The sequence below is a fragment of the Nocardioides sp. SR21 genome (assembly GCF_022761125.1).
Taxonomy (GTDB): Bacteria; Actinomycetota; Actinomycetes; order Propionibacteriales; family Nocardioidaceae; genus Nocardioides.
The window spans coordinates 190,474-214,596 of sequence record NZ_JAKWJR010000004.1 but is presented as its reverse complement, the minus strand read 5'-3'; the positions used below and the strand labels follow the sequence as shown (position 1 = coordinate 214,596).

The following is a 24,123-nucleotide window of genomic DNA, read 5'->3' as shown; positions in this document are numbered from 1 at the left end:
CGCGGTCTGCCCGCGCCGCCCTCGTCGCGCTGCGGATCCCACGCAATTGCGCCGATGGGGCGCGGAGGGCTGGCTAGGCTCGCCGTACCCAACCGTGAACAGCCGCCTCGGGCACAGCCACCAGGAGAGTCGATGCGAACCGAGATCATGTACGGCCCGGCGTACGCCACCGCGAAGGTCATCCTCAGCGCGGGCGAGGTCGTCCGGGCGGAGTCCGGCGCGATGCTCGCGATGTCGCCGGGCGTCGCGATGGAGACCTCGACGCAGGGCGGCGTGCTCAAGGGCCTGCGCCGGTCGGTGCTCGGCGGCGAGTCGTTCTTCATGAACACGTTCACCGGACAGGTCGACGGCGCCGAGCTGTGGCTCGCCCCGCCGCTGGCCGGCGACGTGGTCGCGTGGCCGATCAACGGCACGCTGTACGTGCAGTCCGGCTCGTACCTCGCGTCCTCGCAGGGCCTCGAGGTCGACTCGAAGTGGGGCGGCTCGAAGACGTTCTTCTCGCGCGAGGGCCTGTTCATGCTGCGCATCAGCGGCCAGGGCGATGTCGTGCTGTCGAGCTACGGGGCGATCCACGCGATCGACCTGCAGCCCGGCCAGACCTACACGGTCGACACCGGCCACATGGTCGCGTGGACCGAGGGCGTGAACTACGCGGTGCGCAAGGTCGGCAACTGGAAGTCGACGTTCTTCTCCGGTGAGGGCTTCGTCGTCGACGCGACCGGCCCCGGCCGGATCTACATCCAGACCCGCAGCCAGGACTCGTTCCTCAACTGGCTGATCCCGAACCTGCCTCAGCAGTCGAGCTAGTACGCCGCCACGCGGCCAGCGAGACCGCGCCCAGCGCGAGCGGACCGCCGATCGTGAACACGCGCCAGACCACCAGGCCGGCGACCGCGGCCGCCTCCGCCTCGACGCCGGCGGCCGCGACGATGCCGGCGAGGATCAGCGCGTCGACGATGCCGATGCCGCTGAACGGGAAGATCGTGAACGGATAGGCGAACAGGTACGCGATCGCGATGTGCACGGCGCCCACCTCGGCCGCCGACAGCCCGACGAACCGCAGGCACATCACCAGCAGCGCGAGGTCGACCAGGAGCATCGCGGCCAGCGCGAGCAGCGAGCGCGGGAACCCGCGGTGGAAGCGGCTCGCCACGTCACCGCGGAACCGCACGCAGGCCTCGGCCCAGGATGCCGGGTCGACGGTACGTCGCACCCGCCGCGCGACGCGCCCGGCCTTCGTGCCGACGGTCCGGGCGAGCGCGTCGCTGCGGACGACGAGCAGGACGCCGACCAGGATGCCCACCGAGATCGCGATGCTGAGCAGGTCGGCGAGCCGGTAGCCGAGCTCCCCGCCGGTGATCGCGAGCAGCACGAAGCCGACCGCCGGCGCACCGAAGCGCACGATGTAGAACGTCAGCGTGTTCATGATCGTGCCGGCCATGCCCTTGGCCACCGGCACGCCCCACGACGAGAACATCGCCATCCGCAGCGCGATGTCACTGGGTGGTGGCGCGACCGTGGACATCAGGATCGCGACCTGGTCGTTCTGGGTGGCGCGCAGCGGTGAGACACCCGGGATGTAGAGCGACAGCGGCAGCGCGTTCAGCACCTGCCGACCGACGAGCACGGCGAACAGCACCGGCGCCTGCCACCAGTCGAGGTGTCCGAGCGACGACCTGACCTCGGCCCAGTCGACCTTCCCGACCAGCTGGACCACCACGTAGGTCACGACGAGCGCGACCGCCAGCAGGCCCAGCCGGATCAGCCACCGGCGGCTCACTGGGCCTCGAGGACGATCTCCAGGTCAACGTCGGTCAGGGTCAGGGTGTCGCCGTCCTGCTTGGCGTCGACCCCCTCGGTCAACAGCTCGGTGAGCCACTGGTCCTGCTCGGTGAGCTCGTCGGAGCAGGCCATCATGGTCGATGCCGCCGGACCGCTCCACGCCACGTTGCCGTCGGTGACCTCGTACTCCGCGCTCATCGTGTTGCAGCCGGCGTTCGCGGAGAGGTTGCCTTCCTCGAACGCCAGGCTGATCGTCGTGTCCGGGACGAGCTCGTGGCCGGTCACCTCGGTCGAGGTGAACGTCGTGCCGTCCAGCTCGAGCTGCTGCGGCTCCTCGGCCGTGTCGGAGCCCGAGTCGGAGTCGGAGCCGCACGCGGCCAGGGTGAGCACCAGGGCCGCCGTCACCACGAGGCCACGCATCAGAACTCCACCGGTTCCCGGATGATCGGGCAGGTCATGCAGTGCCCGCCGCCGCGGCCGCGGCCGAGCTCGGCACCGACGATCGTGATGACCTCCACCCCGGCCTTGCGCAGCAGGGTGTTCGTGAGCGTGTTGCGGTCGTAGGTGAACACCACGCCGGGCTCGAGCGCGACCGCGTTGTTCCCGCTGTCCCACTGCTGCCGCTCGGACTGGTAGACGTCGCCGCCGGTGTCGATGACCTGGATCGACGGCAGGCCGAGCTCGCGGGCGACGACGTCGACGAACCTCGCCGTACCCTCGTCGCGCACCTCGACGCCCGGCGCCGTGTCCGACGGCATCAGCGTGAACGTGTGGACCGCGTCCATGATCGTCGGGTACAGCGTGACGATGTCGCGGTCGACGAACGTGAACACCGTGTCGAGGTGCATCGCCGCGCGCAGCTTGGGCATCCCGGCCACGATCACGCGGGTCGCGGCGCCCTGGTCGAACAGCGCCTTCGCGACCTGGGTGATCGCCTGGCGCGAGGTGCGCTCGCTCATCCCGACGAGCACGACCCCGTTGCCGACCGGCATCACGTCGCCACCCTCGAAGCTGGCCTGGCCCCAGTCCTGCTCGGCGTCGCCCCACCAGACCTTCGAGCCGACGAAGTCGGGGTGGTACTGGTAGATCGCCTTGTACAGAAGGGTCTCCTCCTTGCGCGCCGCCCAGTAGAGCGGGTTCATCGTGAGCCCGCCGTACAGCCAGCAGGTGGTGTCGCGCGTGTAGAGCGTGTTCGGCAGCGGCGGCATGAGGTACTCACGCGCGCCGGTCGACTCCCGCGCGAGGTTCACGTAGTCGGAGCGGAAGTCGTCGGGCAGGTCGTTGGTCGCCAGCCCACCGATCAGGAACTCGGACAGCTGCCGCTCGGGCAGTCCCTCGAGATAGCTGCGGGTGTCGTCGACGAGCCCGAGCCCGACCTGGTTCGGCACGATCTTGCGGTCGAGAATCCAGTCCTTGGCGCCGTCGACCTCGAGCGTCTGCGCGAGCAGGTCGTGCAGCTCGACGACCTCCACCCCGCGCTGCGTCAGCTTGTTGACGAAGTCCGCGTGGTCACGCTGGGCGTTCTCGACCCACATCACGTCGTCGAACAACAGCTCGTCGTTGTTGCTCGGGGTGAGTCGGCGGTGCGCGAGGCCGGGGGCGCAGACCAGCACCTTGCGGAGCCTGCCGACCTCCGAGTGCACACCGTACGTCGAGGAGACGCTCATGTTTCCTGCCTTTCCTTCGAGGTTCAGAGGGAGATGGTTCCGGTCCACAGGCCGACGGCGCCGAAGACACCACCGGCCACGATCAGGACGAACAGGCCGACCTCGGCCGGGGTGAACAAGCGGCGCCCGTGCTCGCTGCGCGCCTTGACGTAGAGCAACGACGCCGGTGCGAGCAGCACGGTCATCAGCAGCACGAACTTCATGCCGGCCGCGTCGAACAGGAAGATCGTGTACGCCACCGCGATGCCGGCGACGATCGTCTCCCGACGTCTGACGCCCGCGGAGACGCCCTCGTAGGCCTCGCCGGTCAGCCCGAGCTTGAGCGCGTACGCCGCCGCGAGGAGGTACGGCAGCAGCGCGAGGCTGGTCGAGAGGTCGAGCATGAAGTTCAGGGCGTCGTTCACGAACAGCGTGAGCGCGAGCAGTCCCTGCACCGCCAGCGAGGTCACCACGAGCGCGGTGATCGGGGTGCCGCTGGCGTTCTCGCGGCCGAGGAACTCCGGGAAGTCGTCCTGCCGCGCGGGGATGAACATGACCTCCGCGGCCATCAGCGTCCACGCGAGATAGGCGCCGAGCACCGAGACGATCACGGCCACGCTCATGAAGACCTCGCCCCAGTCCCCCACCTGCGACTCGAAGACGCCGACCATCGACGGCTGGCGGGTGGCGGCGAGCTCGGGCTGCGGTACGGCGGCGTAGCTGGACAGCGTGACCAGCGCGAAGATCGACAGCACGCTGAGGAAGCCCATCACCGTCGCCTTGCCGACGTCCTCGCGCTTCTTCGCGTAGCGCGAGTAGACGCTCGCACCCTCGATGCCGATGAACACGAACGTCGTGATCAGCATGGTGTTGCGGATCTGCTCGTCGAGGCTGCCCAGGTCGCCGTACCCGTATGCCGTCCAGTTGTCGGCGAAGACCCCGGCGTCGAAGTAGAAGAACATCACGACGATGAAGACCAGGATCGGGATGATCTTGAAGACCGTGACGATCCGGTTGATGACCGCGGCGTCGCGGACCCCGCGCGCGATCAGGTAGTGGAACGTCCACACCCCGACGGTCCCGAGCGCGACCGCGAGCACCGTGGCGCCGTCGCCGAAGCCGTCGAAGAACGCACCGAGCGTCGCGCCGATGAACACCCAGTAGAAGGTGTTGCCGGCGATCGAGCTGGCCCAGAAGCCGATCGCGGAGTTGAAGCCCGCGTAGTCGCCGAACCCGGCCTTCGCGTAGATGAACACACCGGAGTCGAGCTCCGGCTTGCGGATCGCGAGGTTCTGGAAGACGAAGGCGAGCATGAGCATGCCCGCGCCAGCGACCGCCCAGGCGATCAGCGAGCCGAGGATGCCGGTCGCGACGCCGAAGCGGGCCGGCAGGGAGAAGACCCCCGCCCCCACCATGCCGCCGACCACCATGGCGGTCAGCGTCGGGACGCTCATCTTCCCGCCGGCGGCGGGAGCTGCTTCGGTCTCAGTGCTCATGCAGGCTCCTCGAGCTCTGTCGGTTCGGTCTTCTCGATCTTGAATCCGGTGAAGCCGTAGAGCACGCTCAGCGCCGGGCTGGCGTAGCAGAACACGGCGTACGGCAGGTACAGCAGCGTGGACACCCCCAGCGTGGCACCCATGAACGCTCCACACGAGTTCCACGGCACGAGCGGCGAGGTCACGGTGCCGCTGTCGGCGGCCAGCCGGGAGAGGTTGGTGCCGGCCAGCCCGCGCTTCGCGAACTCCGCGCGGAAGATCCGGCTGGGCAGCACCAGCGCGATGTACTGGTCACCCGCGACGACGTTGAGGCCGAAGGCGCAGGCGAACACGGTGAGGAAGAGCCGGCCGGTGCTGCGGGCCGACTCGATCATCGGCATCACCAGCCGGCCGATCAACCCGTACTCCTCCAGCAGGGCGCCGAACGTCACCGCGCCGATGATCAGCCAGATCGTCAGCAGCATGCTGTCCATGCCACCGCGCGACAGCAGCCGGTCGACGTCGGCGATGCCGCTGTCGATCGAGAAGCCGTTGGCCATCGCCGACCAGACCGCCTTGATCGACTCGACGAGGACGTTCCCGCTCCCGGAGACGAAGTCGGCGTACACGTCCGGTTGCAGGAACGCGCCGAGCACGCCTGCGAACAGCGTCGAGACCAGAATCGCGAGCGCCGCGGGGACCTTCCGGTACGACAGGTAGCCGAGCAGCAGCAGCGGCAGCAGGGCGAGCGGGGTGATCCAGTAGATGTCGTTGAGCGCCTCGAGGTCGGACGTCGTCTCGGCGGTGCTCACCGTGTCGGGCCCGGTGACCCCGAGGACCAGGAACACCACGAAGGCGATGGCGAAGGCCGGCACCGAGGTCCAGATCTGGCGTTTGATGTGCTCGTGCACGTCGACGCCGACGATCTGCGCGGTGAGGATCGTGGTCTCCGACAGCGGCGAGGTCTTGTCGCCGAGGTACGCGCCGGAGATGACCGCGCCGGCGGTGATCGCCGGCGAGACGCCGATCAGCCCCGCGACGCCGACGAGGCCGACCCCGATCGTCGCCGCGGTCGTCCAGGAGCTGCCGATGCTCAGCGCCACGACGCCGCAGATCAGCGCGGTGGCCGCGTAGTACCAGCCCGGGGACAGCACCTGGATGCCGTAGTAGACGAGGGTCGGGATCGTGCCGCTGAGGTTCCAGACGCCGATCAGCGCGCCGACGGCGAAGAGGATGAACACCGCGCTGGTGACCGAGGCCAGCGCGTTCTTGCCGGTCTCCTGCACCGCCGAGAACGAGTGGCCGTTCTTCATCGCGATCAGCGCCGCGACCTCGCAGCACAGGATCAGCGCGACCTGGATCGGTCCGTCGAGGGCGTCGAGTCCGAACAGCGCGAGCGCCGCGGCGATCAGGCCGGCGAGCGCGACCAACGGGATGAGGGCGTCCGCCAGCGACGGCTCGCGCACAGCGACGTCGTCTGCCATGGTCTATGCGTACTGGAGCCTGAACGGACCCGCTTCCCCCGAAAGGGACTAGTCCACGCCGTTGAGCTCGTCGACCACGCCCAGCAGGTCGCCGCGGTCGTAGTAGTCGACCGCGACGAAGTTCGGCAGCTGCCCGCGCTCCCCCTCGCACTCCCGCAGCCGCGGCAGCAGCACCGCGCGGGCGTTGACCAGCGCGGAGTTCTGGGGCACGTTGCGCCAGTCGTCGATCCAGTGGTTGACCAGGAACAGCGGAGCGTCGGGATCGCCGCGGTTCTCGGCGCAGCTGAAGTCTGCCGGGGTCTCGAAGAGGTACGGAGTGTCCTGCACGACCTCGAAGCCGGGGATCAGCCACGGGTACCGGTCGCCACCGTCCTCGTTCTCCAGGAGGACGACCAGCCGGCTGCCGCCGTCGATCATCTCCTCCAAGGTCGGCCAGGACCCGTCCTCGGCGGGCGTGTAGACGTAGGGCTCCAGCCCCGCCTCCTGGACCACGAGCGCGGTGTCGGCCGGCGTCACCTCGTCCTGGACGAAGAGCGTCACGACCTCGCGCGGGTGCGCGTCCAGCCAGGCCTTCATGTCGCGCAGGCTGCGCGACCACGAGGTCGACCCGAGCTCGCACATCGCGTGGCAGAGGTACGGCCGGACCTCCCCCGTCGGCGCCAGCCCGAGCGAGCTGCGAGCGCGCAGCGCGACGTCCACCGTCCGCCGGCCGAAGTCCGCGCGCGCCTGCTCCAGGGCCTCGGGCCGACTCCCGTCCGCGGTCGCGACGATCCCTCGGCGCTCGGTGGGCTGGCCGTACCAGGAGTCGACGAGCAGCACCCGGATGCCGTAGTCGAGCTGGGCGATGATCCCGTGCGGCTGCTCCGGGGCGAACCAGCCCGGCTCGGACGCGGCCGACATCGAGTTGTGCGTGGCGGCGTACGCGACCTCGTCGTACGTCCGGTCGCAGAGCTCGTCATGGCCGTTGCAGGCCGAGGCCGACGGGGCGTCCGGCTCGTCGTCGCCGGAGCAACCGGCGAGCAGCAGCCCGAGACCGACGATCAGGACGAGGAGCCGACGCACAGGCACAGCCTGGCGTCAGCCGAGCAGCGCGCGCAACGGCACGGTGCCGACCGGCAGCCCGTGCCGGTCGTAGTAGGCGAACATCGCGCTCAGCCACGGGTGCTCGCCACCGTCCTCGACCCGCTCGGCCGGGACGCCCGCCTCGGCGGCGAGCTGGGCGACCGTGGCCTGCCGCGACGCCAGCTCGTACGTCGCTCCGGCGTGGCCGTCGTCGAGCAGCACGGCGGCGGCGGCCGCACCGAGGTCGGCCAGGTCGAGGAAGCCGAACGGCGCGTGGACGTCGTACGGCACTCGCACCGGGCCGGTCAGGTCGAGGTTCTGCAGGTAGGCGCCCGGCTGGAGGATCGTCCAGGTCAGCCCCGAGCGGCGGACCAGGTCCTCGGAGACGGCCTTGCCGAGGTGGTGCGGCATCCCCGGGACGTACGGCGACGCCACGGAGTGGTAGACGAGCCGCGGCACCCCCGCCGCGCGCAGCGCGGCGAGCGCCGTGCCGACGTACTCCGGCTCGTCAGGGTGGAGGTTCGGCGCGATCAGGTAGGCCGCGTCGCACCCGGGCAGGGCGGTCGCGAGGTCGTCGGCCCGGCCGAGCGGGACGGGCTCGGCCGACCGGGCGCTCAGGGCGCCGCACACCGACCGCCCGGTCTTGCCGTGCCCACCGAGAACCGCGACGCGCGTCATGGGGCGAATCTAGACGCCTTCCCGATTCCACCCACGCGGCGGAACGCCGACTGCCACAGTGAGCCCCGTGTACCGCCGCCTGACCGCGCTCTTCGCGGCCGTCCTCGTCATGGCTCTCGCGCTCACCTGGGTGTTCATGTCGATGCGCGCCGTGATGGACGTCGGGGGCGCGTGCGCCTCCGGCGGCGCCTACGAGATCGCCACCCCGTGCCCGGACAACGTCGCCGTCTTCATGACGCTCGGGATCCCGCTGATGCTCGTCTGCGCGTTCATCGGCTCGTGGATCGCCGTCAGCATCGGCGCTCCGGACCTGCTGATCCCCATGTGGCTGCTGCTGTTCGGGTCCCTGGGCTGGAACTTCCTGGAGTACGGCATGTTCGGCGACGACCTCGTGTGGGGCTGGATCGTGTGCGGGGTGCTCTTCGAGGCGATGGCGCTGCCGGCGCTGCTCTTCCTGCTGCCGTTCGGGAACAACGGGCCGGTGCGTCTCAACCCGAACCCGAACCCGAGCAGACGAGGCGCGTGGCTGCTCGCGTACGCCGTCCTCGGGGTCGTCGGCGCCGGCCTCGGCTGGGCGACGTTCGTGGCCTGGAACTGACGTGCGGCTCCGCATCGCCGCGCTCTTCGGGTGCGCGCTGCTGATGACCGTCGGCATCACGTGGATCTTCCTCGGCCAGCGCTCGGTGATGGACCTCGGCGGCCGGTGCGCATCGGGCGGGCCGTACGTGGTCGCGACGCCGTGTCCCGACCACGTGCCTGCGCTGATGGGGCTCGGCATCTTCCTGATGCTGGTCGGCGCGTTCGCCGGCACGGTCGTCGCGGGCACCGTCGGTGCACCCACCCTGCTGCAGCCGATGTGGTGGCTGCTGTTCGGGTCGTTGGGCTGGAACTTCCTGGAGTACGGCCTGTTCTCGGGCGACATCGCCTGGGGCTGGACGTTGAGCGGGCTGCTGTCGCTGGCCATGGCGGCGCCCGCGCTGTGGCTGCAGCGACCGAACAGCTGGCTGCTCGCGTACGCCGCCGTCGGCGTCGCCGGAGCCGGTCTCGGCTGGGCGACCTTCACCGCGTGGACGTAGCCGGGAACCAACCCGGCCGCAGTGGTGTACACAGGTTCGACCGAGAGAAGGACTCGACCCTGGACACCGGCCTGGACGACGCCGACGTACTGGCCCGGGTGCGCGCCGGCGACCGTGACGCGTACGCGGAGCTGGTGCACCGGCATGCCCCGGTGGCGATCCGGACCGCGGCGCTCCTCGGGGCCGGAGGAGATGCGGAGGACGTCGTGCAGGAGGCGTTCGTCAAGGCGTACGGCGCGCTCGGGAGCTTCCGGCCCGGAGCACCGTTCCGTCCGTGGTTGCTGAGGATCGTCGCGAACGAGACCCGCAACCTGCACCGGTCCGCCGGGCGCCGTACCGCCCGCGAGCAGCGGTCCTGGGCGCAGGCCGAGCCGCTGCTGCTCGCCCGCCCGGACGACCCGGCCTCGGTGGCGCTCTCGCACGAACGGCAGGAGGCGCTGGTGCGCGGGCTGGCGCGGCTGTCGCCGGCGCACCGGCAGGTGGTGACCTGCCGCTACCTGCTCGACCTGGACGAGGCCGAGACCGCGGCGGCGCTGGGCTGGCCGCGAGGAACCGTGAAGTCGCGGCTGAGCCGCGCGCTCGCCAAGCTCCGCGAGGAGGTGCCCGCCGATGGCTGACGAGCTGGTGCGCGACCTGGTCGCGCTGGGCCGGGCGGTCGACGTACGACCGTCCGACGACCTCACGGCCGGGGTGATGCGGCGGCTGGCGGCGGAGCCGGAGCGCGACGGGTGGTGGACGCGGCAGCGCCGGATCGCCGCACTCGTGGTGACCGCGATCCTGCTGGCGCTGCTGGCTGCCCCGCCCGTCCGGGCGGCGGTGGCGGACTGGTTCGGCTTCGGCGGGGTCCGCGTCGAGCGCGGCTCGGAGGGGACCGACCCGGCGCCGCCACCGCCCGGCGTCACGGGCGACCTGCCCGTGTCGGTCGGCTTCGCGGTCCACGTCCCGACCGCGCTCGGCGAGCCCGCCGGGGTGGAGGTCTCTGACGACCGTCGGATCGTGTCGATGTCCTGGGACACCGAGGACGGCGTGGTGCGCCTCGACCAGTTCGACGGGCGCCTCGACTACACGATGGCGAAGGCGGCGCCGGACGTCACCTTCGTGACGGTGGGCGGTGGCGACGGGATCTGGTTCGACGACGCCCATGAGGTCTGGCTGTTGGCGGACGACGGCAGCACCGCGACGCACGCCCCGCGGCTCGCCGGCCACACGCTGATCTGGCAGGACGCCGGTACGACGCTGCGTCTCGAGGGCGACCTGTCCCTCGACCGGGCGATCGAGATCGCGGAGTCGGCGGAACCGGTCGGCTGACGGCGGTGTAGCACCAGCATGCTGACCGTCCGAGCCGCCATCACCGCCGTCCTGCTCACCGCCGTCCTCGCGCTGGCCTCCCCCGCGTCCGCGGGCGGGCCGACCAGCGCGATCCTGTCCGTGCCCGGCGAGGGCAGGACCGCGTCGCTCTACTACACCGACGCCGCGTACGAGCAGCTGTCCGGCCTGGTGGGCGCCACCGGCGTCCCGCCGGGCACGGTCGACGACTCCGGGGCGACGCACGAGACCGGCACCCCGGTCACGGTGACCTGGCTGATCCACGACGTCCAGCCGTGGCGGGTCGACCGGATCTACCTGAACGCCGACGGCGGGCCGTGGATCGCGACCCAGCAGATGGACGTCGAGTCCGGGGAGATCTGGGACAGCCCGGTGGTGTGGCACCAGCCGACGTCCGGCAAGGAGCTCGCGCTGCTGCTCGACCAGCTCGGCGTCGGCCAGGACGCCCGCGCGGCGGGTGACAGCGACGGCGTGGCCGAGGCTCCGGCGCCGGCCGCCGCCGAGCCGCCCGCCGCGGAGCCGGCACCGGCGTCGACCGAGTCCGGCCACGCGGTCTGGTGGGGCGTCGGCGGCCTGGCCGCCGGGGTGCTGCTCACCCTGGGCTGGCTGCGCCTGCGCACCGCCCGCGAGGACGAGCCGGAGCTCGACCCCGGCGCGGACTGGCTGGCCCCTCAGACCAGGTCGACCTCGGCGTAGGCCGCTCCGTCGGCCAGGCGGGCGTAGCCCGGGCCGCGGTCGAAGAACGCCTCGCTCGGCTCCGGCCGGCCCTGACGCTCGGCCCGGGTCGCGGCCTCGTCGTACGAGAGCGAGTCGTCGTCGAGGTCGCCGGTCAGGACGACGCCGTAGTCGGCGAGCGCCGCCTCCGGTGAGACCTTGCGCCACACGACGTCGCGGACGACGAGGGCCGGGTCGCGGTCGAGCGGGTTGCCCCAGCCGCCGCCACCGGTGGTGCGGATCCGGACCACCTCGCCGGCCTTGATCGGCTCGGCGTCGGCGAGGGCGTCGACCTCGCGCTCGTTCGGGCCGCCGGGGTCGATGGTGACCTCGAACGGCTTGCCGGCGAGACCGCCCTTCACGCCCCAGCAGGCCAGGATCGACCGGTCCGCGATGGACATGAAGTGGCCGTCCTTGAGCATCCGGATGTGCTTCTCGTAGCCGAGGCCGCCGCGGAACTGGCCCGCTCCCCCGCTGTCCATCGCCAGCGACAGCGACTCGACGCGGAACGGGAAGCGCGCCTCGGTGAACTCGGTCGGCAGGTTCCGGGAGTCGGGTACGACGTGGATGGTGTCCTCGCCGTCCGCGTAGTAGCGGCCGCCCGAGCCGCCGCCGAGCACCTCGCGCATGAGGTACGACCGGCCCTCGAGGTCCTCGCCGTACACGCCGGTGTAGCGGATCGTCTCCTGGTCGGCCGGCATCCGGCCGTCGACGGCCTTCGCGACCACGCCGGCGAGCACGCCGAGGAGACGGAGGATCACGAACGTGCGGGCGTTGGTGGGCGCCGGGAACACCGGCGTGAGCAGGGTTCCCGGCTCCGGGAACCGCATCTCGATGAGCGGCACGATGCCCTCGTTGACGTCGAGCTCGGCCATCCGCTCCGGACTGTCGGCGAGGTTGCGCAGGATCGGCGCCAGCCACTTCTTGAGGAAGACCCCGTCGCTGTAGTCGCCGCAGTGGTTGATCGGGCCCTTCGCCTGCGGGGACGTGCCGTCGAAGTCGAGGATCAGCCGCTCGCCGTCGGGGTCGTCGGCCGCGGTGCGGGTCAGCGTGATCCGCTGCGTGTGCAGCATCGGCTCGTCGACGCCGTCGTGCTCGGCGTAGTCCTCCCACACCCAGCTGCCGACCGGGATCTGGCCGAGGATCTCGCGACGGTAGGTCTCGGTGGTGCGGCTGATGATCGCGTCGAAGCAGGACTCGACGGTCTCGACGCCGTACCGGTCGAAGAGCTCACCGAGACGGCGGGCGCCCATCAGGCAGGCGGAGCACTCGGCGTCGAGGTCGGCGGCGAGCGACTCGGGCATGCGGGAGTTCCGGGTCATGATGCTGAGCGCGGCCCTGTTGGGCACGCCGGCGTCCCACAGGCGGATCGGTGGGACCATCAGGCCCTCCTCGAACACGCTGGTGGCGTTGGACGGCATGGAGCCCGGTACGGCGCCGCCGATGTCGTCGTGGTGGCCGAACGCCTGGACGAACGCGACGACCCGGCGCTCTCCGGGCGCGCCCGAGAACACCGGCACGGTCACGCAGAGGTCGGGCAGGTGCCCGATGCCGCCCTCGGAGCGGTAGACGTCGTTGTGGAAGAAGACGTCCCCCTCCTGCATCTCCTCGATCGGGAAGTCGCGGGCGACCGGGTGCACGAGCGCGGAGTACGACCGGCCCGTGAGCTTGCGCAGCAGCCGGTCGTGGATGCCCGCGCGGAAGTCGTGCGCGTCGCGGATCATCGGGCTCCGGCTGGTGCGGCCGATGGCGGTCTCGACCTCCATCTCCACGCTCGCCAGGGATCCCTGGACGATCTCGACGAGCACCGGGTCGGCGCTCGCACCGGCGTCGGCGGTCAGGTGGCCGAACGGGAACTGGGTGGGTGCACGCTTGCTCATGCACGTACTCGCTTCGCTCCGTGCGCGCATGAGGCACATGCGGCGCTGCGTTGACTGATTCGATCGCTTCGCTCGCTCATGCCTCGCTCCTCGTGACGATCAGGTTGAGGTACTCGTCGACGCGTACGTCGAAGCCGGGGTGGATCGGGACGGTCGAGCCGAACTCCTCGACGATCACCGGGCCACTGAGGCTGGTGCCGGGTGGCAGCTGACTGCGTTGGTGGAGCGGCGTGTCGACGTACCCGTCGGTGGCGTCGAAGCAGACCTGGCGTCGCCCGTCGGGTGCGGGGGTCTCGACGGGCTCGACCACCGGGACCCGCTTGATCTCAGGGCGCTGGATCGGGCCGATGCCGGAGACCCGGAGGTTCACCCACTCGACCTGCTGGCTGCTGTCACCGGAGAAGTCGTAGCCGTAGAGCGCCTTGTGCTCGGCGTGGAACGCGTTCGCCACCGCGGCCGGGTCCAGGTCGCCGGCGCCGACCGGAACGCGGACCTCGAAGGCCTGGCCGAAGTAGCGCAGGTCCGCCGTCCGCACGAACTGGTGCTCGGACGGGTCGAAGCCCTCCTTGGTCAGCGCCTCGGCGGCCTGCGCGGCGAGCTCGTCGTAGATGCCGACGACCGCGGTCGCGTCGAGCCGGTCGGCGAGGGTGACGTGGGTGCGGACGTAGTCGTTCTTGACGTCGACGGTGAGCAGGCCGAAGGCGCTGACGTTGCCGGGGTTCGGCGGCACCAGCACGGTCGGGATGCCGAGCACGTCCATCAGCCGGCACAGCAGCAGCGAGCCGGAGCCGCCGAACGTGGTCAGCGTGAAGTCGCGGACGTCCAGGCCGCGCTTGACCGTCACCTGGCGCAGCGCGTTGGCCTGGTTCCACGCGGAGATCTCGAGGATGCCGGTGGCGCAGGCCTCCGGGCTGAGGCCGAGCTTCCCCGCGAGCGTCTCGATCCCCGCCTTCGCGGCGTCGACGTCGAGCGGGATCTCGCCCCCGAGCAGGTGCGGAGGGATCCGGCCGAGGTACACGTGCGCGTCGGTGATCGTGACCTCCGCGCCGCCCTTGCCGTAGCAGATCGGGCCCGGGTCGGCGCCCGCCGACTGCGGCCCGACCTTGAGGGTGCCCTCGGGGCTGAGCCAGGCGATGGAGCCCCCGCCGGCGCCGACGGTGACCACGTCGATCATCGGGATCTTGCTGGGGAACGCGCCGACCGAGCCCTCGGTCGTCAGCGTCGGCTCGCCGTCGATCACCACGGACACGTCGGTCGACGTACCGCCGCCATCGCTGGTGAGGATCTTGTCGAAGCCGGCGACCTTGCCGATGAGCGCGGCGCCGAGCGCGCCGGCGGCGGGGCCGGACAGCACGGTGGTGATCGGCTGGTGCACGACCTCGTCGGCCGACAGCACGCCGCCGTTGGACTTCATCACGTAGAACGGGATGACCCGGTCGTCGTACGACGTGAGGCGCGCCTTGATGTTGTTGACGTACGCCGACAGCCGCGGCTTCACCGCCGCGTCGACGAGCGTGGTCATCGCGCGCTCGTACTCGCGGTACTCGCGCAGCACCTCGCTCGACAGCGAGACGATCGCGTCGGGGTGCTCCTCGGTGAGGATCGCGCGCATCCGCTCCTCGTGGACGGGGTTCGCGTAGGCGTGCAGGAAGCAGACGCCGAGGGTGGTGATGCCCTGCGCCTTGTACCAGCGGGCGACCGCGCGGGCGCCGTCCTCGTCGAACGGCCGGACCTCGTCGCCGTTGACGTCGAGGCGGCCCTCGACGCCCTTCACGAGGTCGCGCGGGACGATCCGGTCCGGCTTCACCCAGAAGTAGCTGTTGCCGTAGCCGTCCGGCACCGACTGGCGGGCGATCTCGAGCATCGCCTCGTAGCCGGTGTTCGTGATGAACCCGAGCCGGTCGACCTTGCCCTCGAGGAGCTGGTTGGTCGCGACGGTGGTGCCGTGGCTGACCGCGTCGATGTCGGCGCCGGTCGCGCCGAGGAGGCCGAGGACCTTGTCGATGCCGGCCAGGAAGCCGTCGGCCGGGTTGCTCGGCGTCGACGGGGTCTTGGTCGTGACGAGCTCGCCTGAGTCCTCGTCGAAGGCGACGACGTCGGTGAACGTCCCGCCCGTGTCGATGCCGATGCGAATACGCCGGGTCATGGAACCACCTTGCCGGATGCGATGACGTGGACGGGGGGCGCGTGGTGCGCGAGCACGGCACGCACCGAGGCGTGCTCGTGGACAACGAGGTCGGCGGCGCCGCCGGGCTCCAGCCGGTGGTCGGGTACGCCGAGGACGCGGGCGGCCGTCGTGGTCACCGCGTCGTACAGGAGGTCGAGGCCGGGCTGGTCGAAGGCACCGAGGGCGTGCGCGGCGAGGAACGCCACCTCCGCCATGTTGTGGCGGCCGAACGGGTAGTAGGCGTCCTCGATGTCGTCCTGGCCGAGCGCGACCGGCAGGCCCATCGAGGTGAGCTCGCGGACCGGCAGGTGCAGCGAGCCGGTGTGCGGGTCGCTGACGAAGCCGAGGCCGGCGCGCCGCGCCAGGCCGGCGAGCCGCTCGAGGCTGGGACGCGGGTAGAGGCCGAGCGCACGGGCATGGTTCGCGACGCCGCGACCCTCGAGGCCGTGCTCGAGCATCGCGGTCGCGAGCATCTCGGTGGTGCGCAGGTTCGGGTCGCCGGCGTCGTCGACGAGCATCGCGACCCGTCTGTCGTGCTGGGCGGCCAGGGCGCACATGCGGCGTACGTGCTCGCGGGCCTCGGCGTCGGTGTGCTCGATCCACGGGATGCCACCGACGACGTCCGCGCCGAGCTCGACGGCCTCGCGGACGAGGTCCTCCGCGCCCGGGTCGCAGAGCAGGCCGTCCTGGGGGAAGGCGACGACCTGGAGGTCGACCACTCCCCTGAACTCGTCACGCAGCGCCAGCAGCGGGATCACGCCCTCGAGCCGAGCCTTGGTGTCCACGTCGGCGAACGCGAGCACGTGGCGGACGCCGTGCCTCACGGCCTGGAGGACCGCCTTGCGGGCGTTCGGCTCGATCCAGCTGCGGTCGTAGTCGGCCTTCACCGCGCTCGCGAGCTCGATGGAGTGGAGCGCGGAGCCCATGTCACCGGCGGTGTACGCCGTCAGCGCGGCGTCGCCGATCCGGTCCAGCGTGTGCACCTTGTCGAGGTGCATGTGGCCGTTGGCGAAGCTCTCCGTGACGAGTCCACCGGCGGCGTCGACCTCGGTCGCGCCGCTCAGGACGTCCTGCGTGACGGTGGCGATCCGGCCGCCGTCGATCCCGAGCTGCCAGCGTCCCTCGCGGCCACGCAAGGCAGCGTCGGCGACGACGAGCTGGTGGGAGGGCACGGGTCGATTCAACCGGGCCCGGGGACGCCGGACCACGGCAGAGTTTGCCGACGCACCGGCGTTCCTCCGGCAACGTCTGCCAGGACGGTCAGCCGCCGGCCTCCAGCGCGTCCCACAGGGCCGGGTTGCGGTCACCCTCCGGCGCCTGGACCGGGCGCGGGTCCTTGCTCGTCACCGTGGCGTCGATGCTCACCTGCTCCGGCAGCTGCGTGAAGTCCGGCTTCGCGGTCATGCGTCCATCGTGCCACGCTCCGGAGCGTGCGCATCGTGATCGAGGGACAGGACCTGCCCGGCCGGACGTTCGGGCCGTACGCCGACGTGCACGTCGCGCTGCAGGTGCGGTCCGACCCAGCGGGCCCGGTCCCCGGCGACGCCGCGTCGGCGCACTGGGAGACCGAGGTCCGCGTGGTCGACGGGGACTTCCGCGGCCCGGCGGTGCACGGTCGGCGCGGCGAGCGCTTCCTGTACCTGACCTGGGGCTCGCCGGCCGGCGACGACTGGGGCAGGTTCCGGCGGGCGAAGCTGATGCTCGACCCGGCGTACGCCGACGCCTCGGTGCTGGTGGGAACGCTGGCGCTCACCGACGAGAAGGGCGGCCCGCGCTGCGCACGGGTGGTGCCGCCGGCGATCGCCTGGTCGGCGTCCTAGCCGCTGCAGGTCACTGCAGCAGGCCGGACTCGCCGAGCTCCTGGCGGCCGGTCTCGACGAGCGTCGCCTCCGGCGTCAGCGGGTGGAACTTCGCGGCGCGGATGTCGCGGTACGCCCGCTCGACGACCGCGCCGCGGAAGAAGCCCGGGCCGCCGACGACGTCCAGGGCGAGGTCGCACACCTCGATCCCGGCGCGGGCGACCTCCGCCTTGGCGATCATCACGGCGAGGTAGGTCTCGTGGGAGGGCGTCGGGTCGTCGCCGACCGCCGCGAGAGCGCCGTCCAGCGCCCACGACGCGACCTGCAGGGACTGCTTCATCTGCCCGACCTGCCGCTGCACGAGCACGTTCCCGGACTTGAGGGCGGCCGCCTGGCGAGCCTGGTGATAGGCCGCCTCGGCGATGCCGAGGTACACGCCGCTGATGATCGGGAACGCGATGCTCGAGATCACCTGCAGGGGGCCGTCGACCACGCCGAAGGGCCGGTTCGCGAGGACCCGTTCGTCGGGCACGAAGACGTCCTCGAGCTCGATGTCGTTGCTCGCGGTCCCGCGCATGCCGAGCGTGTTCCAGTTGTCGCGGACCGTCACGCCGTCGGAGGCGACGGGCACCGCCATGTTGAGGACCCGGCGGCCCTGCTCCGGGTCGTCGTAGGTGAACATCGTCGAGAGGACGGTGCCGTGGCGCGACTGGCTCGCGAACCGCTTGGTCCCGCTCACGCGGTAGCCGCCGTCGACCTTGACGGCGTCGCCGCGCGGGTGGGTGTAGTCGCCACCGCCGGTGGAGACGAGCAGGATCCCGTCCTCCACCACCCGGCGCAGGGTCGCCTCCGCGCCCGGCAGCCCGCGCCGGTAGCGCCAGGCGGTGAAGGCGACCACGTGCTGGTGCATCGAGCTCGCCAGCGCGGTGGAGCCGCAGTGGTGGGCGAGCTCGCGCTGCAGGGCGGTCAGCTCGGCGATCGTCGCGCCGCCCCCGCCCAGCTCGGTCGGTACGGCGGCGGTGAGGAGTCCGGCGGCCCGCAGGGCGTCGTACGACTCGGAGACGAAGGTGCCGTCGGCGTCGTGCCGGGCGGCGTGGGAGGCGAGCTCGGGCCCCAGGGCTGCGGCTCGCTCGGTCAGGGTCTGGCTGGAGTTCGGCGCTGTGATGGTCATGCCTCCACGGTCCGCCGGGTGCGCCGATCGCCACTAGTGCAGGTTCGCGACCCTGCTGGTACAGATTCGCGACTACCGCTCGGGCGCCGGGCGGTCCACCATGGACCCATGCCCGACTACGGGGACTTCTGCCCGGTGCAGATGGCCGCGGAGGTCGTCGCCGACCGCTGGACGCCGATGATCATCCGGGAGCTGGTGCTGGGCAACACCCGCTTCAACGACATCGCGCGTGGGCTGCCCGGGATCTCACGGTCCCTGCTGGTGCAGCGACTGCGCCACCTCGAGAAGAACGGCGTGCTCGAGACGTGGCCCTCGCCGACCGGGCGCGGCAACGAGTACCACCTCACCCCCGCGGGCCGGGACCTGGAACGCGTGATCGACAGCTTCGGCCGGTGGGCGATCGAGTGGCTCTTCGACGACATGCGACCGCAGGACGTGCCGCCGACGACGCTGATGTGGTGGATGCACCGCCGCGTGGACCCGGCCCGGTTCCCACCGCAGCGGACGGTCATCGAGTGGCGGCACACCGCGCCCGCCGCCCAGGTCATCTGGCTGGTCCTCGACCACCAGGAGGTCTCGGTCTGCATGGTGCATCCGGGCTTCGACGTCGACATCGTCGTCTCGGCGACCACCGACACCTTCGCCGACGTCTTCCAGGGCTACTCGACCTGGCAGGAGGCGGTCGCCGACGGTCGCATCGAGATCGCCGGGCCGCCGCGGCTGCTGTCCGCGCTGCCCCGCTGGTTCCTGTGGAGCCCGTGGGCCGAGGTCACGCGGGAACGGGCGAACCGGGCTCAGGCGTCGGGCGCGCGGTCGTTGTAGATCCCGGCCTCCTCCTGGCCGGACAGCTCCTGGATCGCGGTCATGATCTCGTCGGTGACGAGGCGGCGGGCCTTGCCGAGCGGGACCCCGTCGTACCTGCCGACGACCTCGATCGGCGTACCGAAGCTGACCGTGATCGGCACGACGCGCGGCATCCGGTGCCCGACCGGCTGGAGCTTCTCGGTGCCGGTGAGGCCGACCGGGACGATCGGACAGCCGGCGGTCAGCGCGAGGTGGGCGACGCCGGTGCGGCCACGGTAGAGCCGGCCGTCGCGCGAGCGGGTGCCCTCGGGGTAGATGCCGAACGCCTCCCCCTTGCCCAGCACGCCGAGGGCGGTGTCCAGGCTGGTGAGCGCGGCCTTGCTGTCGTCGCGGTCGACCGGCAGCATCCCGAGGCCCTCGAACCACCCGCGCGACAGGGCGCCCTTCACGCCGGTGCCGGTGAAGTAGTCGGACTTGGCGAGGAACGCGACCTTGCGCGGCACGACCACCGGGATCACCACGGAGTCGGCGAAGCTGAGGTGGTTGCTCGCCAGGATCACCGGGCCGGTGGCCGGGATGTTCTCCAGGCCACGGACCGTCGGGCGCCAGATCAGCTTCGAGAGCGGCGCCACCACCGAGTGGACGATCGCGTACATCACCCGACCAGTGTTGCGGTTACCGACGGGTCCAGCGAAACGCGCTGGACGGCGCGCTCCGAAATGGGCGAAGGGCCCTCGGAAGTATGAGTTCCAAGGGCCCTTCATTGTGACCGGTACTGGTGACGCTCCCGATCGACCTCTCGTCCACTCCGGCCCCGGCGGCCCCGTCACCTTGCCGCCGCGGTGCTCCCCCAGCAAGCTGGTTCTTCACCGTCTGGACCCTCGTCTCCGAGTTGCCCCGCCTCCCGGTCTCCCGGACTGCGTGGGAGAAGTTCTATGCCCTCCGGGAAGGGCGGCGCAAGAGCTTTCGCCAACATTCTTCGAGTTCCACCGAAATTCGCCCGGTGCTCCACAGATAGCGGCTCTTCATCCACAGACATGGACGAGTTTTCCCCATGGTTGAGCGGGAATCTCGGTGGCGCAGGTCCGAGCTCGAGTTTCGAGACCGCCAGCAGAACCGCCCGGAAATGAGTGAAGGGCCCTTGCGAGTATGAGTCGCAAGGGCCCTTCGGGTGACCGGCACCGGTGACGCTTCCGGTCGACGCGCTCTTCCCCGCGGGTCCCAGCGGCCTCGTCACCCAGCCGCTGCGCCTCGCCCCAGCAAGCTGGCGCGGTGCGTGTGGATCCTCGTCTCCGAGTCGTCCCGCCTCCCGGTTTCCCGGACTGCGTGGGAGAAGTTCTATGCCCTCCGGGAAGGGGTGCGCAAGAGCCTTCGCCAACATTCTTCGGGTTCCACCGGAATTCGCCGGTTGCGCACAGGTTCGACCCCAGTACTCCACAGCCATCCACGCTGTTTCCCACAGGTTCTCCACAAGTGTGTCCACCGGATGTCGTCGGCCCGCGGGTCGCTAGTGGTTGCTCGCCGATAGGCCGTTACGCGGGTACGGCGAGCTTCGGGTTGCGGTCGCTTCCCGGCTTTCCGACCGCCGCATCGGTGGTTGAGGAAGGCGCGCTAACGCCTGCCTCGAAACCACCCGCAGATATATCGGATAGTTCGTCAGACCCCTGTGAAACAAGGGGTTCTGGGCCCCTGACTGTCGGTGGTCCCTGCTTGGGTTGAACCATGACAGCACTGACCACATCCCGACACCGCGTGTCGGCCGCGACCGCAGAGATGCGCGCCTCGGCCGCCTCCGTGGTGGACGCGTCGGTGTGGTCGATGGACGCAGCCGAGACCGCGGCGACCCTGACCGAGCTGACACATCTGGCTGCCCAAGTGGCCGAGCTGACCGCCCGCGTGGCCGCGCATGCCGACGACCTGCACGTCGGCGCCGAGGTCGGCGCCTCGTCCGCGGCGAGCTGGCTCGCGCACACCACCAACACCACCCGACCGGCAGCGGCCGGCACCGTGAAGCTCGGCCACTCCCTCGAAGCGCATCCCCTCACGCGGGACGCGCTCGCTCACGGCGACGTCCTGGTCGACCAGGCCCGCGTCATCGTGCACGCCGTCGACCAGCTCCCCGACCACGTCGACACCGAACTGGCCGAACAAGCCGAGGCGCACCTGCTCGCTGAGGCCGCCCACCACGACGCCAAAGCCCTGCGGGTGTTGGGCAAGCACCTGGTCGAGGTCATCGCCCCCGACGAGGCCGACGCCCGTGAGGCCGCGATCCTCGAGGCCGAGGAGAAGGCCGCCGCCAAGGCCTGTCACCTGGCGATGTACGACGACGGGCACGGCAAGACCCACGGCCGGTTCACCATCCCCACAGCCGAGGGCGCCGTCCTGCGCAAGATGCTGCTCGCGTTCGCCGCACCCAAGCACCAAGCCGCCACCACAGCTGAGCGCCACCCGACCGCCGATGCGATGGGCCGCGCGTTCGCCGAGCTGATCCTGCACATCCCCGCCGAACACCTCCCCAAGACCGGCAGCCTGCCCGCCACGATGCTCGTGCTCATCGACGAAGACTCACTCCTGGGCCGCGTCGAGAAGGCCGGCGTCCTCGATACCGGCGAGAAGTTCAACCCCGCACTCGCCCGGCGGCTCGCGTGCGAGGCCGAGATCATCCCCATCGTCCTCGGCGGTGCCTCGATGCCGCTCGACGTCGGCCGCGCACGACGCCTGCACACCAAGCACCAGCGCTACGCCCTGCTCGCCCGCGACCACGGCTGCCGAGCCCAAGGCTGCGACCGCACCCACGGACTCCACGCCCACCACACGACCCGCTGGCCCGACGGCGGCCACACCACCGTCGACGACGCCATCACGCTCTGCCACTGGCACCACCAACGCGCACACGACACGACCTACGAGACGACCTACCTGCCCAACGGCGACGTCACCTTCCACCGACGCCAATAGCCACCCGAACCATCGCTTCAAACGGTGACCACCACGGTCGACCACGACGAACCCGCAAGCCAACCAACCACCGCAACCACCTACGGGTGACCACAGACTGCGGCGACCCCGTTATCCGAAAACCAAGAACCGGTACCACCCACGCACCCGCAGGCCGCCCAGCCTCCGCCACCCCGCGCAGGCCATCAGGCGCCCGCGCTCACCTGCGTAGGGTCACCACTGTGCGATGGCTCCTCCCCCTTCTCGGACCAGCGCTCCTGCTCGCCGCTTGCTCATCCGACCAGGACATCGAGTCGCTCGAGGTCGGCCGCAGCAACTACGGCGATGAGTGGCCGTTGACCGTCGACGAAGCCGTCCTGGCCTGCGAGCCCGGCGACGTCACGACGTTGACGGTGGACGGACGCTCCTACGGCCTGGACGGTCTGTCCGGTGGCGCCGAGCCCGAGGCTGGGCTTCGACGCATCCTGGCCCAGAACCCGGTCGATGGCGCTCGCGGCGGCTTGGCAGCGCTGGCCGAGGATGCCCAGGAACTCTGCGACTGACCGTCCTTCCCCGATGAGTACGGCGACCGAGGACGGTCTGACGGACATGCCGTCCTATCGCATCGTCGTCGCCCTGCCCACCGCGGACCGCTCTCGTGCGTACGCGTTCGCCCAGAACCTCGGCCTCGAGACGCCGGGAGAGCTGGCTGACGATGGCGTGCCCGAACCGCTGCGGGTCCAGCTGAACGAGCTGGCCTCGGTGATGTACATCCCGACCGGCGGGTTCGGCTGGGTCACCCATGGCCGCCCCACCGCTGACCCGACGTCCTCCGAGTGCCTGCTCAGCCTGCAGGTCGACTCCCCGGACGAGGTGGACGGCATCGTCGGTCGCGTCGAGGCGGCCGGCGGCGTGGTCGTCTCAGCGCCCGAGCAGAAGCCGTGGGGCTACACCGCCACCTTCAGCGACCCGGACGGTCACCTCTGGGAGGCCATCGACTCGGCGATCTGACCGAGCGGAGGGCAGGGTCAAGCCGGTTCCGCTGCGTCGAGCGCGGCCAGGAGACGACGGTAGGACTCGTCCTCCCCGAGCCCGGTGGTGTCGATCCGGATCGACCGCGGACGGTGCGCCAGGTACTCCGCGAGGTGGTCGCGGATCTTGTGCACCAGGCCGGCGTTCGCGTCCTCCAGCGCAGCCTGCACGTGTGCCTCGACCTCCGTGACAGGAACCTTGCCGCTCAGGCGTCGGTGATGTTCCCCGTCGTCGACCAGCAAGGCGACTTCGACGTACGTCGCACCGGCCAGCCGGGTCGTCTCCTCGAAGGCCGGGTCCGGTTCGCGGTCGTGGACGGTCACCAGCTGCGGGAGCACGACGTCGTACCCGGATCGCAGGTGCCGAGCGGCCATCTCCCGACCGTGGCCGCGGGCGATCTCCAAGGCGGCCGAGAAGTCCGCCTGCCATCCCCCGATCAGCCCGGCGAGGACGTCCAGGTCGAGCATCAGCGTGCCGGGGTGCTCGTCGGCGTACCGTCGAGCCAGGGTCGACTTGCCGACGCGTGACGGACCGTTGAGGTGGATCAGGCGCGGGCGTCTCGAGGTCACGGTCACAGCTCGGCTCCGAACACCAGGGCCGGGCCACCGTGCGCCACGACCTCGCGCTCGAGGACCAGTCCGATGTTGGTCGCGACCCGCCGGGACGCCACGTTGCCCGGCCGGATGATCGCGACGAGGTGCTCGATCCCGGCTGCACGAGCAGCGTCGCGGACCGCCCCGGCGGCCTCCGTCGCGTACCCCTGCCCACGCAGGTCGGAGCGGACGTGCCATCCCGCTTCGACGAACCACGCATCCTCGACCTCCTGCATGGTCAGGCCGCAGTCGCCGACGAACTCACCGGCGTGCGTCTCGAGGATCCACAGCCCGAATCCGTGCTCCTCGTAGTTGCGCAGGTTCCACGCGATCCAGCCCTCCGGCCCCCGGGAGCCACCGAGCTCCAGCGTCGCGAGGTCCGGGAGGTCGGCCTCGGTCATCTCCCGGAAGCGGAGCCGGGGCGTCGGAGGCGGCAGCACCGCGCCACGGTAACGCTGAAAACGGCGCGACCGAGGCTCCCCACCCAGGCAGGATGT

The 24,123-nt window shown here is 70.9% G+C and carries 26 protein-coding genes; 11 read left to right on the top strand and 15 right to left on the bottom strand.

Features of this window, described 5'->3' with window-relative positions; translation table 11 throughout:
* Positions 1-132: 132 nt before the first annotated feature.
* A complete protein-coding gene (locus tag MJ604_RS09380; protein WP_243058076.1) occupies positions 133-807 on the top strand; it encodes a TIGR00266 family protein in 675 nt (224 codons plus the stop codon).
* On the opposite strand, the gene MJ604_RS09375 is transcribed toward MJ604_RS09380, so the two are convergent.
* The 7 genes from MJ604_RS09375 to MJ604_RS09345 are packed head-to-tail and all read right to left on the bottom strand — an operon-like array spanning position 767 to position 8,127.
* Positions 767-1,780 carry a lysylphosphatidylglycerol synthase domain-containing protein gene (locus MJ604_RS09375; RefSeq protein ID WP_243058075.1) on the bottom strand — a complete coding sequence of 338 codons (1,014 nt, stop codon included), beginning with the start codon at positions 1,778-1,780 and terminating at the stop codon, positions 767-769. The two genes, MJ604_RS09380 and MJ604_RS09375, sit on opposite strands and share 41 nt — an antisense overlap.
* Positions 1,777-2,202 carry an META domain-containing protein gene (locus MJ604_RS09370; RefSeq protein ID WP_243058074.1) on the bottom strand — a complete coding sequence of 142 codons (426 nt, stop codon included), beginning with the start codon at positions 2,200-2,202 and terminating at the stop codon, positions 1,777-1,779. Before MJ604_RS09370 ends, MJ604_RS09375 begins: the two co-directional genes overlap by 4 nt.
* Positions 2,202-3,449: an arginine deiminase gene (locus MJ604_RS09365; protein ID WP_243058073.1), complete on the bottom strand. Its 1,248-nt coding sequence runs from the start codon at positions 3,447-3,449 to the stop codon at positions 2,202-2,204. The genes MJ604_RS09370 and MJ604_RS09365 overlap by 1 nt, the downstream gene beginning before the upstream one ends.
* A gap of 23 nt (positions 3,450-3,472) precedes the next feature.
* Complete coding sequence (locus MJ604_RS09360) at positions 3,473-4,924, bottom strand: basic amino acid/polyamine antiporter (protein WP_243058072.1); 1,452 nt, start codon at positions 4,922-4,924, stop codon at positions 3,473-3,475.
* Positions 4,921-6,387 carry a Na+/H+ antiporter NhaC gene (gene nhaC / locus MJ604_RS09355; RefSeq protein ID WP_243058071.1) on the bottom strand — a complete coding sequence of 489 codons (1,467 nt, stop codon included), beginning with the start codon at positions 6,385-6,387 and terminating at the stop codon, positions 4,921-4,923. Before nhaC ends, MJ604_RS09360 begins: the two co-directional genes overlap by 4 nt.
* Positions 6,388-6,435: 48 nt before the next feature.
* A complete protein-coding gene (locus tag MJ604_RS09350) occupies positions 6,436-7,449 on the bottom strand; it encodes a hypothetical protein (protein ID WP_243058070.1) in 1,014 nt (337 codons plus the stop codon).
* 15 nt (positions 7,450-7,464) lie between these two features.
* Complete coding sequence (locus MJ604_RS09345) at positions 7,465-8,127, bottom strand: NAD(P)H-binding protein (RefSeq protein WP_243058069.1); 663 nt, start codon at positions 8,125-8,127, stop codon at positions 7,465-7,467.
* Positions 8,128-8,194: 67 nt separating this feature from the next.
* Here MJ604_RS09345 and MJ604_RS09340 point away from each other — a divergent pair, with 67 nt between their 5' ends.
* Genes MJ604_RS09340 through MJ604_RS09320 form a run of 5 tightly spaced genes read left to right on the top strand, consistent with a single transcriptional unit; the run spans position 8,195 to position 11,225 of the window.
* On the top strand, positions 8,195-8,725 hold the full coding sequence (locus MJ604_RS09340) for a hypothetical protein (protein WP_243058068.1): 531 nt from the start codon (positions 8,195-8,197) through the stop codon (positions 8,723-8,725).
* A 1-nt stretch (position 8,726) separates the two neighbouring features.
* Positions 8,727-9,203 carry a hypothetical protein gene (locus tag MJ604_RS09335; RefSeq protein WP_243058067.1) on the top strand — a complete coding sequence of 159 codons (477 nt, stop codon included), beginning with the start codon at positions 8,727-8,729 and terminating at the stop codon, positions 9,201-9,203.
* A complete protein-coding gene (locus MJ604_RS09330; RefSeq protein ID WP_243058066.1) occupies positions 9,194-9,820 on the top strand; it encodes an RNA polymerase sigma factor in 627 nt (208 codons plus the stop codon). The genes MJ604_RS09335 and MJ604_RS09330 overlap by 10 nt, the downstream gene beginning before the upstream one ends.
* Entirely contained in the window at positions 9,813-10,511 is a 699-nt protein-coding gene (locus MJ604_RS09325; RefSeq protein ID WP_243058065.1) for a hypothetical protein, read from the top strand. Before MJ604_RS09330 ends, MJ604_RS09325 begins: the two co-directional genes overlap by 8 nt.
* 18 nt (positions 10,512-10,529) lie before the next feature.
* The gene (locus MJ604_RS09320) at positions 10,530-11,225 is read left to right on the top strand and encodes a hypothetical protein (RefSeq protein WP_243058064.1); all 696 of its coding nucleotides are present in this window, start codon (positions 10,530-10,532) and stop codon (positions 11,223-11,225) included.
* Here the strand turns inward: MJ604_RS09320 and MJ604_RS09315 are convergent.
* From MJ604_RS09315 to MJ604_RS09300, 4 genes are all read right to left on the bottom strand, one after another.
* On the bottom strand, positions 11,201-13,123 hold the full coding sequence (locus MJ604_RS09315; RefSeq protein ID WP_243058063.1) for a hydantoinase B/oxoprolinase family protein: 1,923 nt from the start codon (positions 13,121-13,123) through the stop codon (positions 11,201-11,203). The genes MJ604_RS09320 and MJ604_RS09315 overlap by 25 nt on opposite strands.
* Positions 13,124-13,199: 76 nt before the next feature.
* Positions 13,200-15,269, bottom strand: coding sequence for a hydantoinase/oxoprolinase family protein (locus MJ604_RS09310; RefSeq protein ID WP_243058062.1), 2,070 nt, complete (start codon positions 15,267-15,269; stop codon positions 13,200-13,202).
* Positions 15,266-16,462 (bottom strand): amidohydrolase family protein, encoded by a 1,197-nt coding sequence (locus tag MJ604_RS09305; protein WP_243058061.1) that lies wholly within the window; start codon positions 16,460-16,462, stop codon positions 15,266-15,268. The genes MJ604_RS09310 and MJ604_RS09305 overlap by 4 nt, the downstream gene beginning before the upstream one ends.
* 88 nt (positions 16,463-16,550) lie before the next feature.
* Positions 16,551-16,694, bottom strand: a complete 144-nt coding sequence (locus tag MJ604_RS09300) for a hypothetical protein (RefSeq protein WP_243058060.1) — start codon at positions 16,692-16,694, stop codon at positions 16,551-16,553.
* A 26-nt stretch (positions 16,695-16,720) separates the two neighbouring features.
* On the opposite strand from MJ604_RS09300, the gene MJ604_RS09295 reads away from it, so the two are divergent.
* Positions 16,721-17,110, top strand: coding sequence for a DUF5990 family protein (locus tag MJ604_RS09295; protein WP_243058059.1), 390 nt, complete (start codon positions 16,721-16,723; stop codon positions 17,108-17,110).
* Positions 17,111-17,120: 10 nt separating this feature from the next.
* Here the strand turns inward: MJ604_RS09295 and MJ604_RS09290 are convergent, their stop codons facing one another.
* Positions 17,121-18,260, bottom strand: a complete 1,140-nt coding sequence (locus MJ604_RS09290; protein WP_243058058.1) for an acyl-CoA dehydrogenase family protein — start codon at positions 18,258-18,260, stop codon at positions 17,121-17,123.
* 108 nt (positions 18,261-18,368) lie between these two features.
* Here MJ604_RS09290 and MJ604_RS09285 point away from each other — a divergent pair, with 108 nt between their 5' ends.
* Complete coding sequence (locus MJ604_RS09285) at positions 18,369-19,082, top strand: helix-turn-helix domain-containing protein (protein WP_243058057.1); 714 nt, start codon at positions 18,369-18,371, stop codon at positions 19,080-19,082.
* Here the strand turns inward: MJ604_RS09285 and MJ604_RS09280 are convergent.
* A complete protein-coding gene (locus tag MJ604_RS09280; RefSeq protein WP_243058257.1) occupies positions 19,055-19,720 on the bottom strand; it encodes a 1-acyl-sn-glycerol-3-phosphate acyltransferase in 666 nt (221 codons plus the stop codon). The two genes, MJ604_RS09285 and MJ604_RS09280, sit on opposite strands and share 28 nt — an antisense overlap.
* A gap of 1,066 nt (positions 19,721-20,786) precedes the next feature.
* Here MJ604_RS09280 and MJ604_RS09275 point away from each other — a divergent pair.
* The 3 genes from MJ604_RS09275 to MJ604_RS09265 all read left to right on the top strand — a co-directional run bounded on the left by MJ604_RS09275 (position 20,787) and on the right by MJ604_RS09265 (position 23,012).
* On the top strand, positions 20,787-22,022 hold the full coding sequence (locus MJ604_RS09275; RefSeq protein ID WP_243058056.1) for an HNH endonuclease signature motif containing protein: 1,236 nt from the start codon (positions 20,787-20,789) through the stop codon (positions 22,020-22,022).
* Positions 22,023-22,243: 221 nt separating this feature from the next.
* Positions 22,244-22,564 carry a DUF2511 domain-containing protein gene (locus MJ604_RS09270; RefSeq protein WP_243058055.1) on the top strand — a complete coding sequence of 107 codons (321 nt, stop codon included), beginning with the start codon at positions 22,244-22,246 and terminating at the stop codon, positions 22,562-22,564.
* 13 nt (positions 22,565-22,577) lie between these two features.
* Positions 22,578-23,012, top strand: coding sequence for a VOC family protein (locus MJ604_RS09265; protein ID WP_243058054.1), 435 nt, complete (start codon positions 22,578-22,580; stop codon positions 23,010-23,012).
* Between the two features lie 17 nt (positions 23,013-23,029).
* On the opposite strand, the gene MJ604_RS09260 is transcribed toward MJ604_RS09265, so the two are convergent.
* A complete protein-coding gene (locus tag MJ604_RS09260) occupies positions 23,030-23,602 on the bottom strand; it encodes an ATP-binding protein (protein ID WP_243058053.1) in 573 nt (190 codons plus the stop codon).
* Positions 23,603-23,604: 2 nt separating this feature from the next.
* On the bottom strand, positions 23,605-24,066 hold the full coding sequence (locus tag MJ604_RS09255) for a GNAT family N-acetyltransferase (protein WP_243058052.1): 462 nt from the start codon (positions 24,064-24,066) through the stop codon (positions 23,605-23,607).
* Positions 24,067-24,123: the final 57 nt, after the last annotated feature.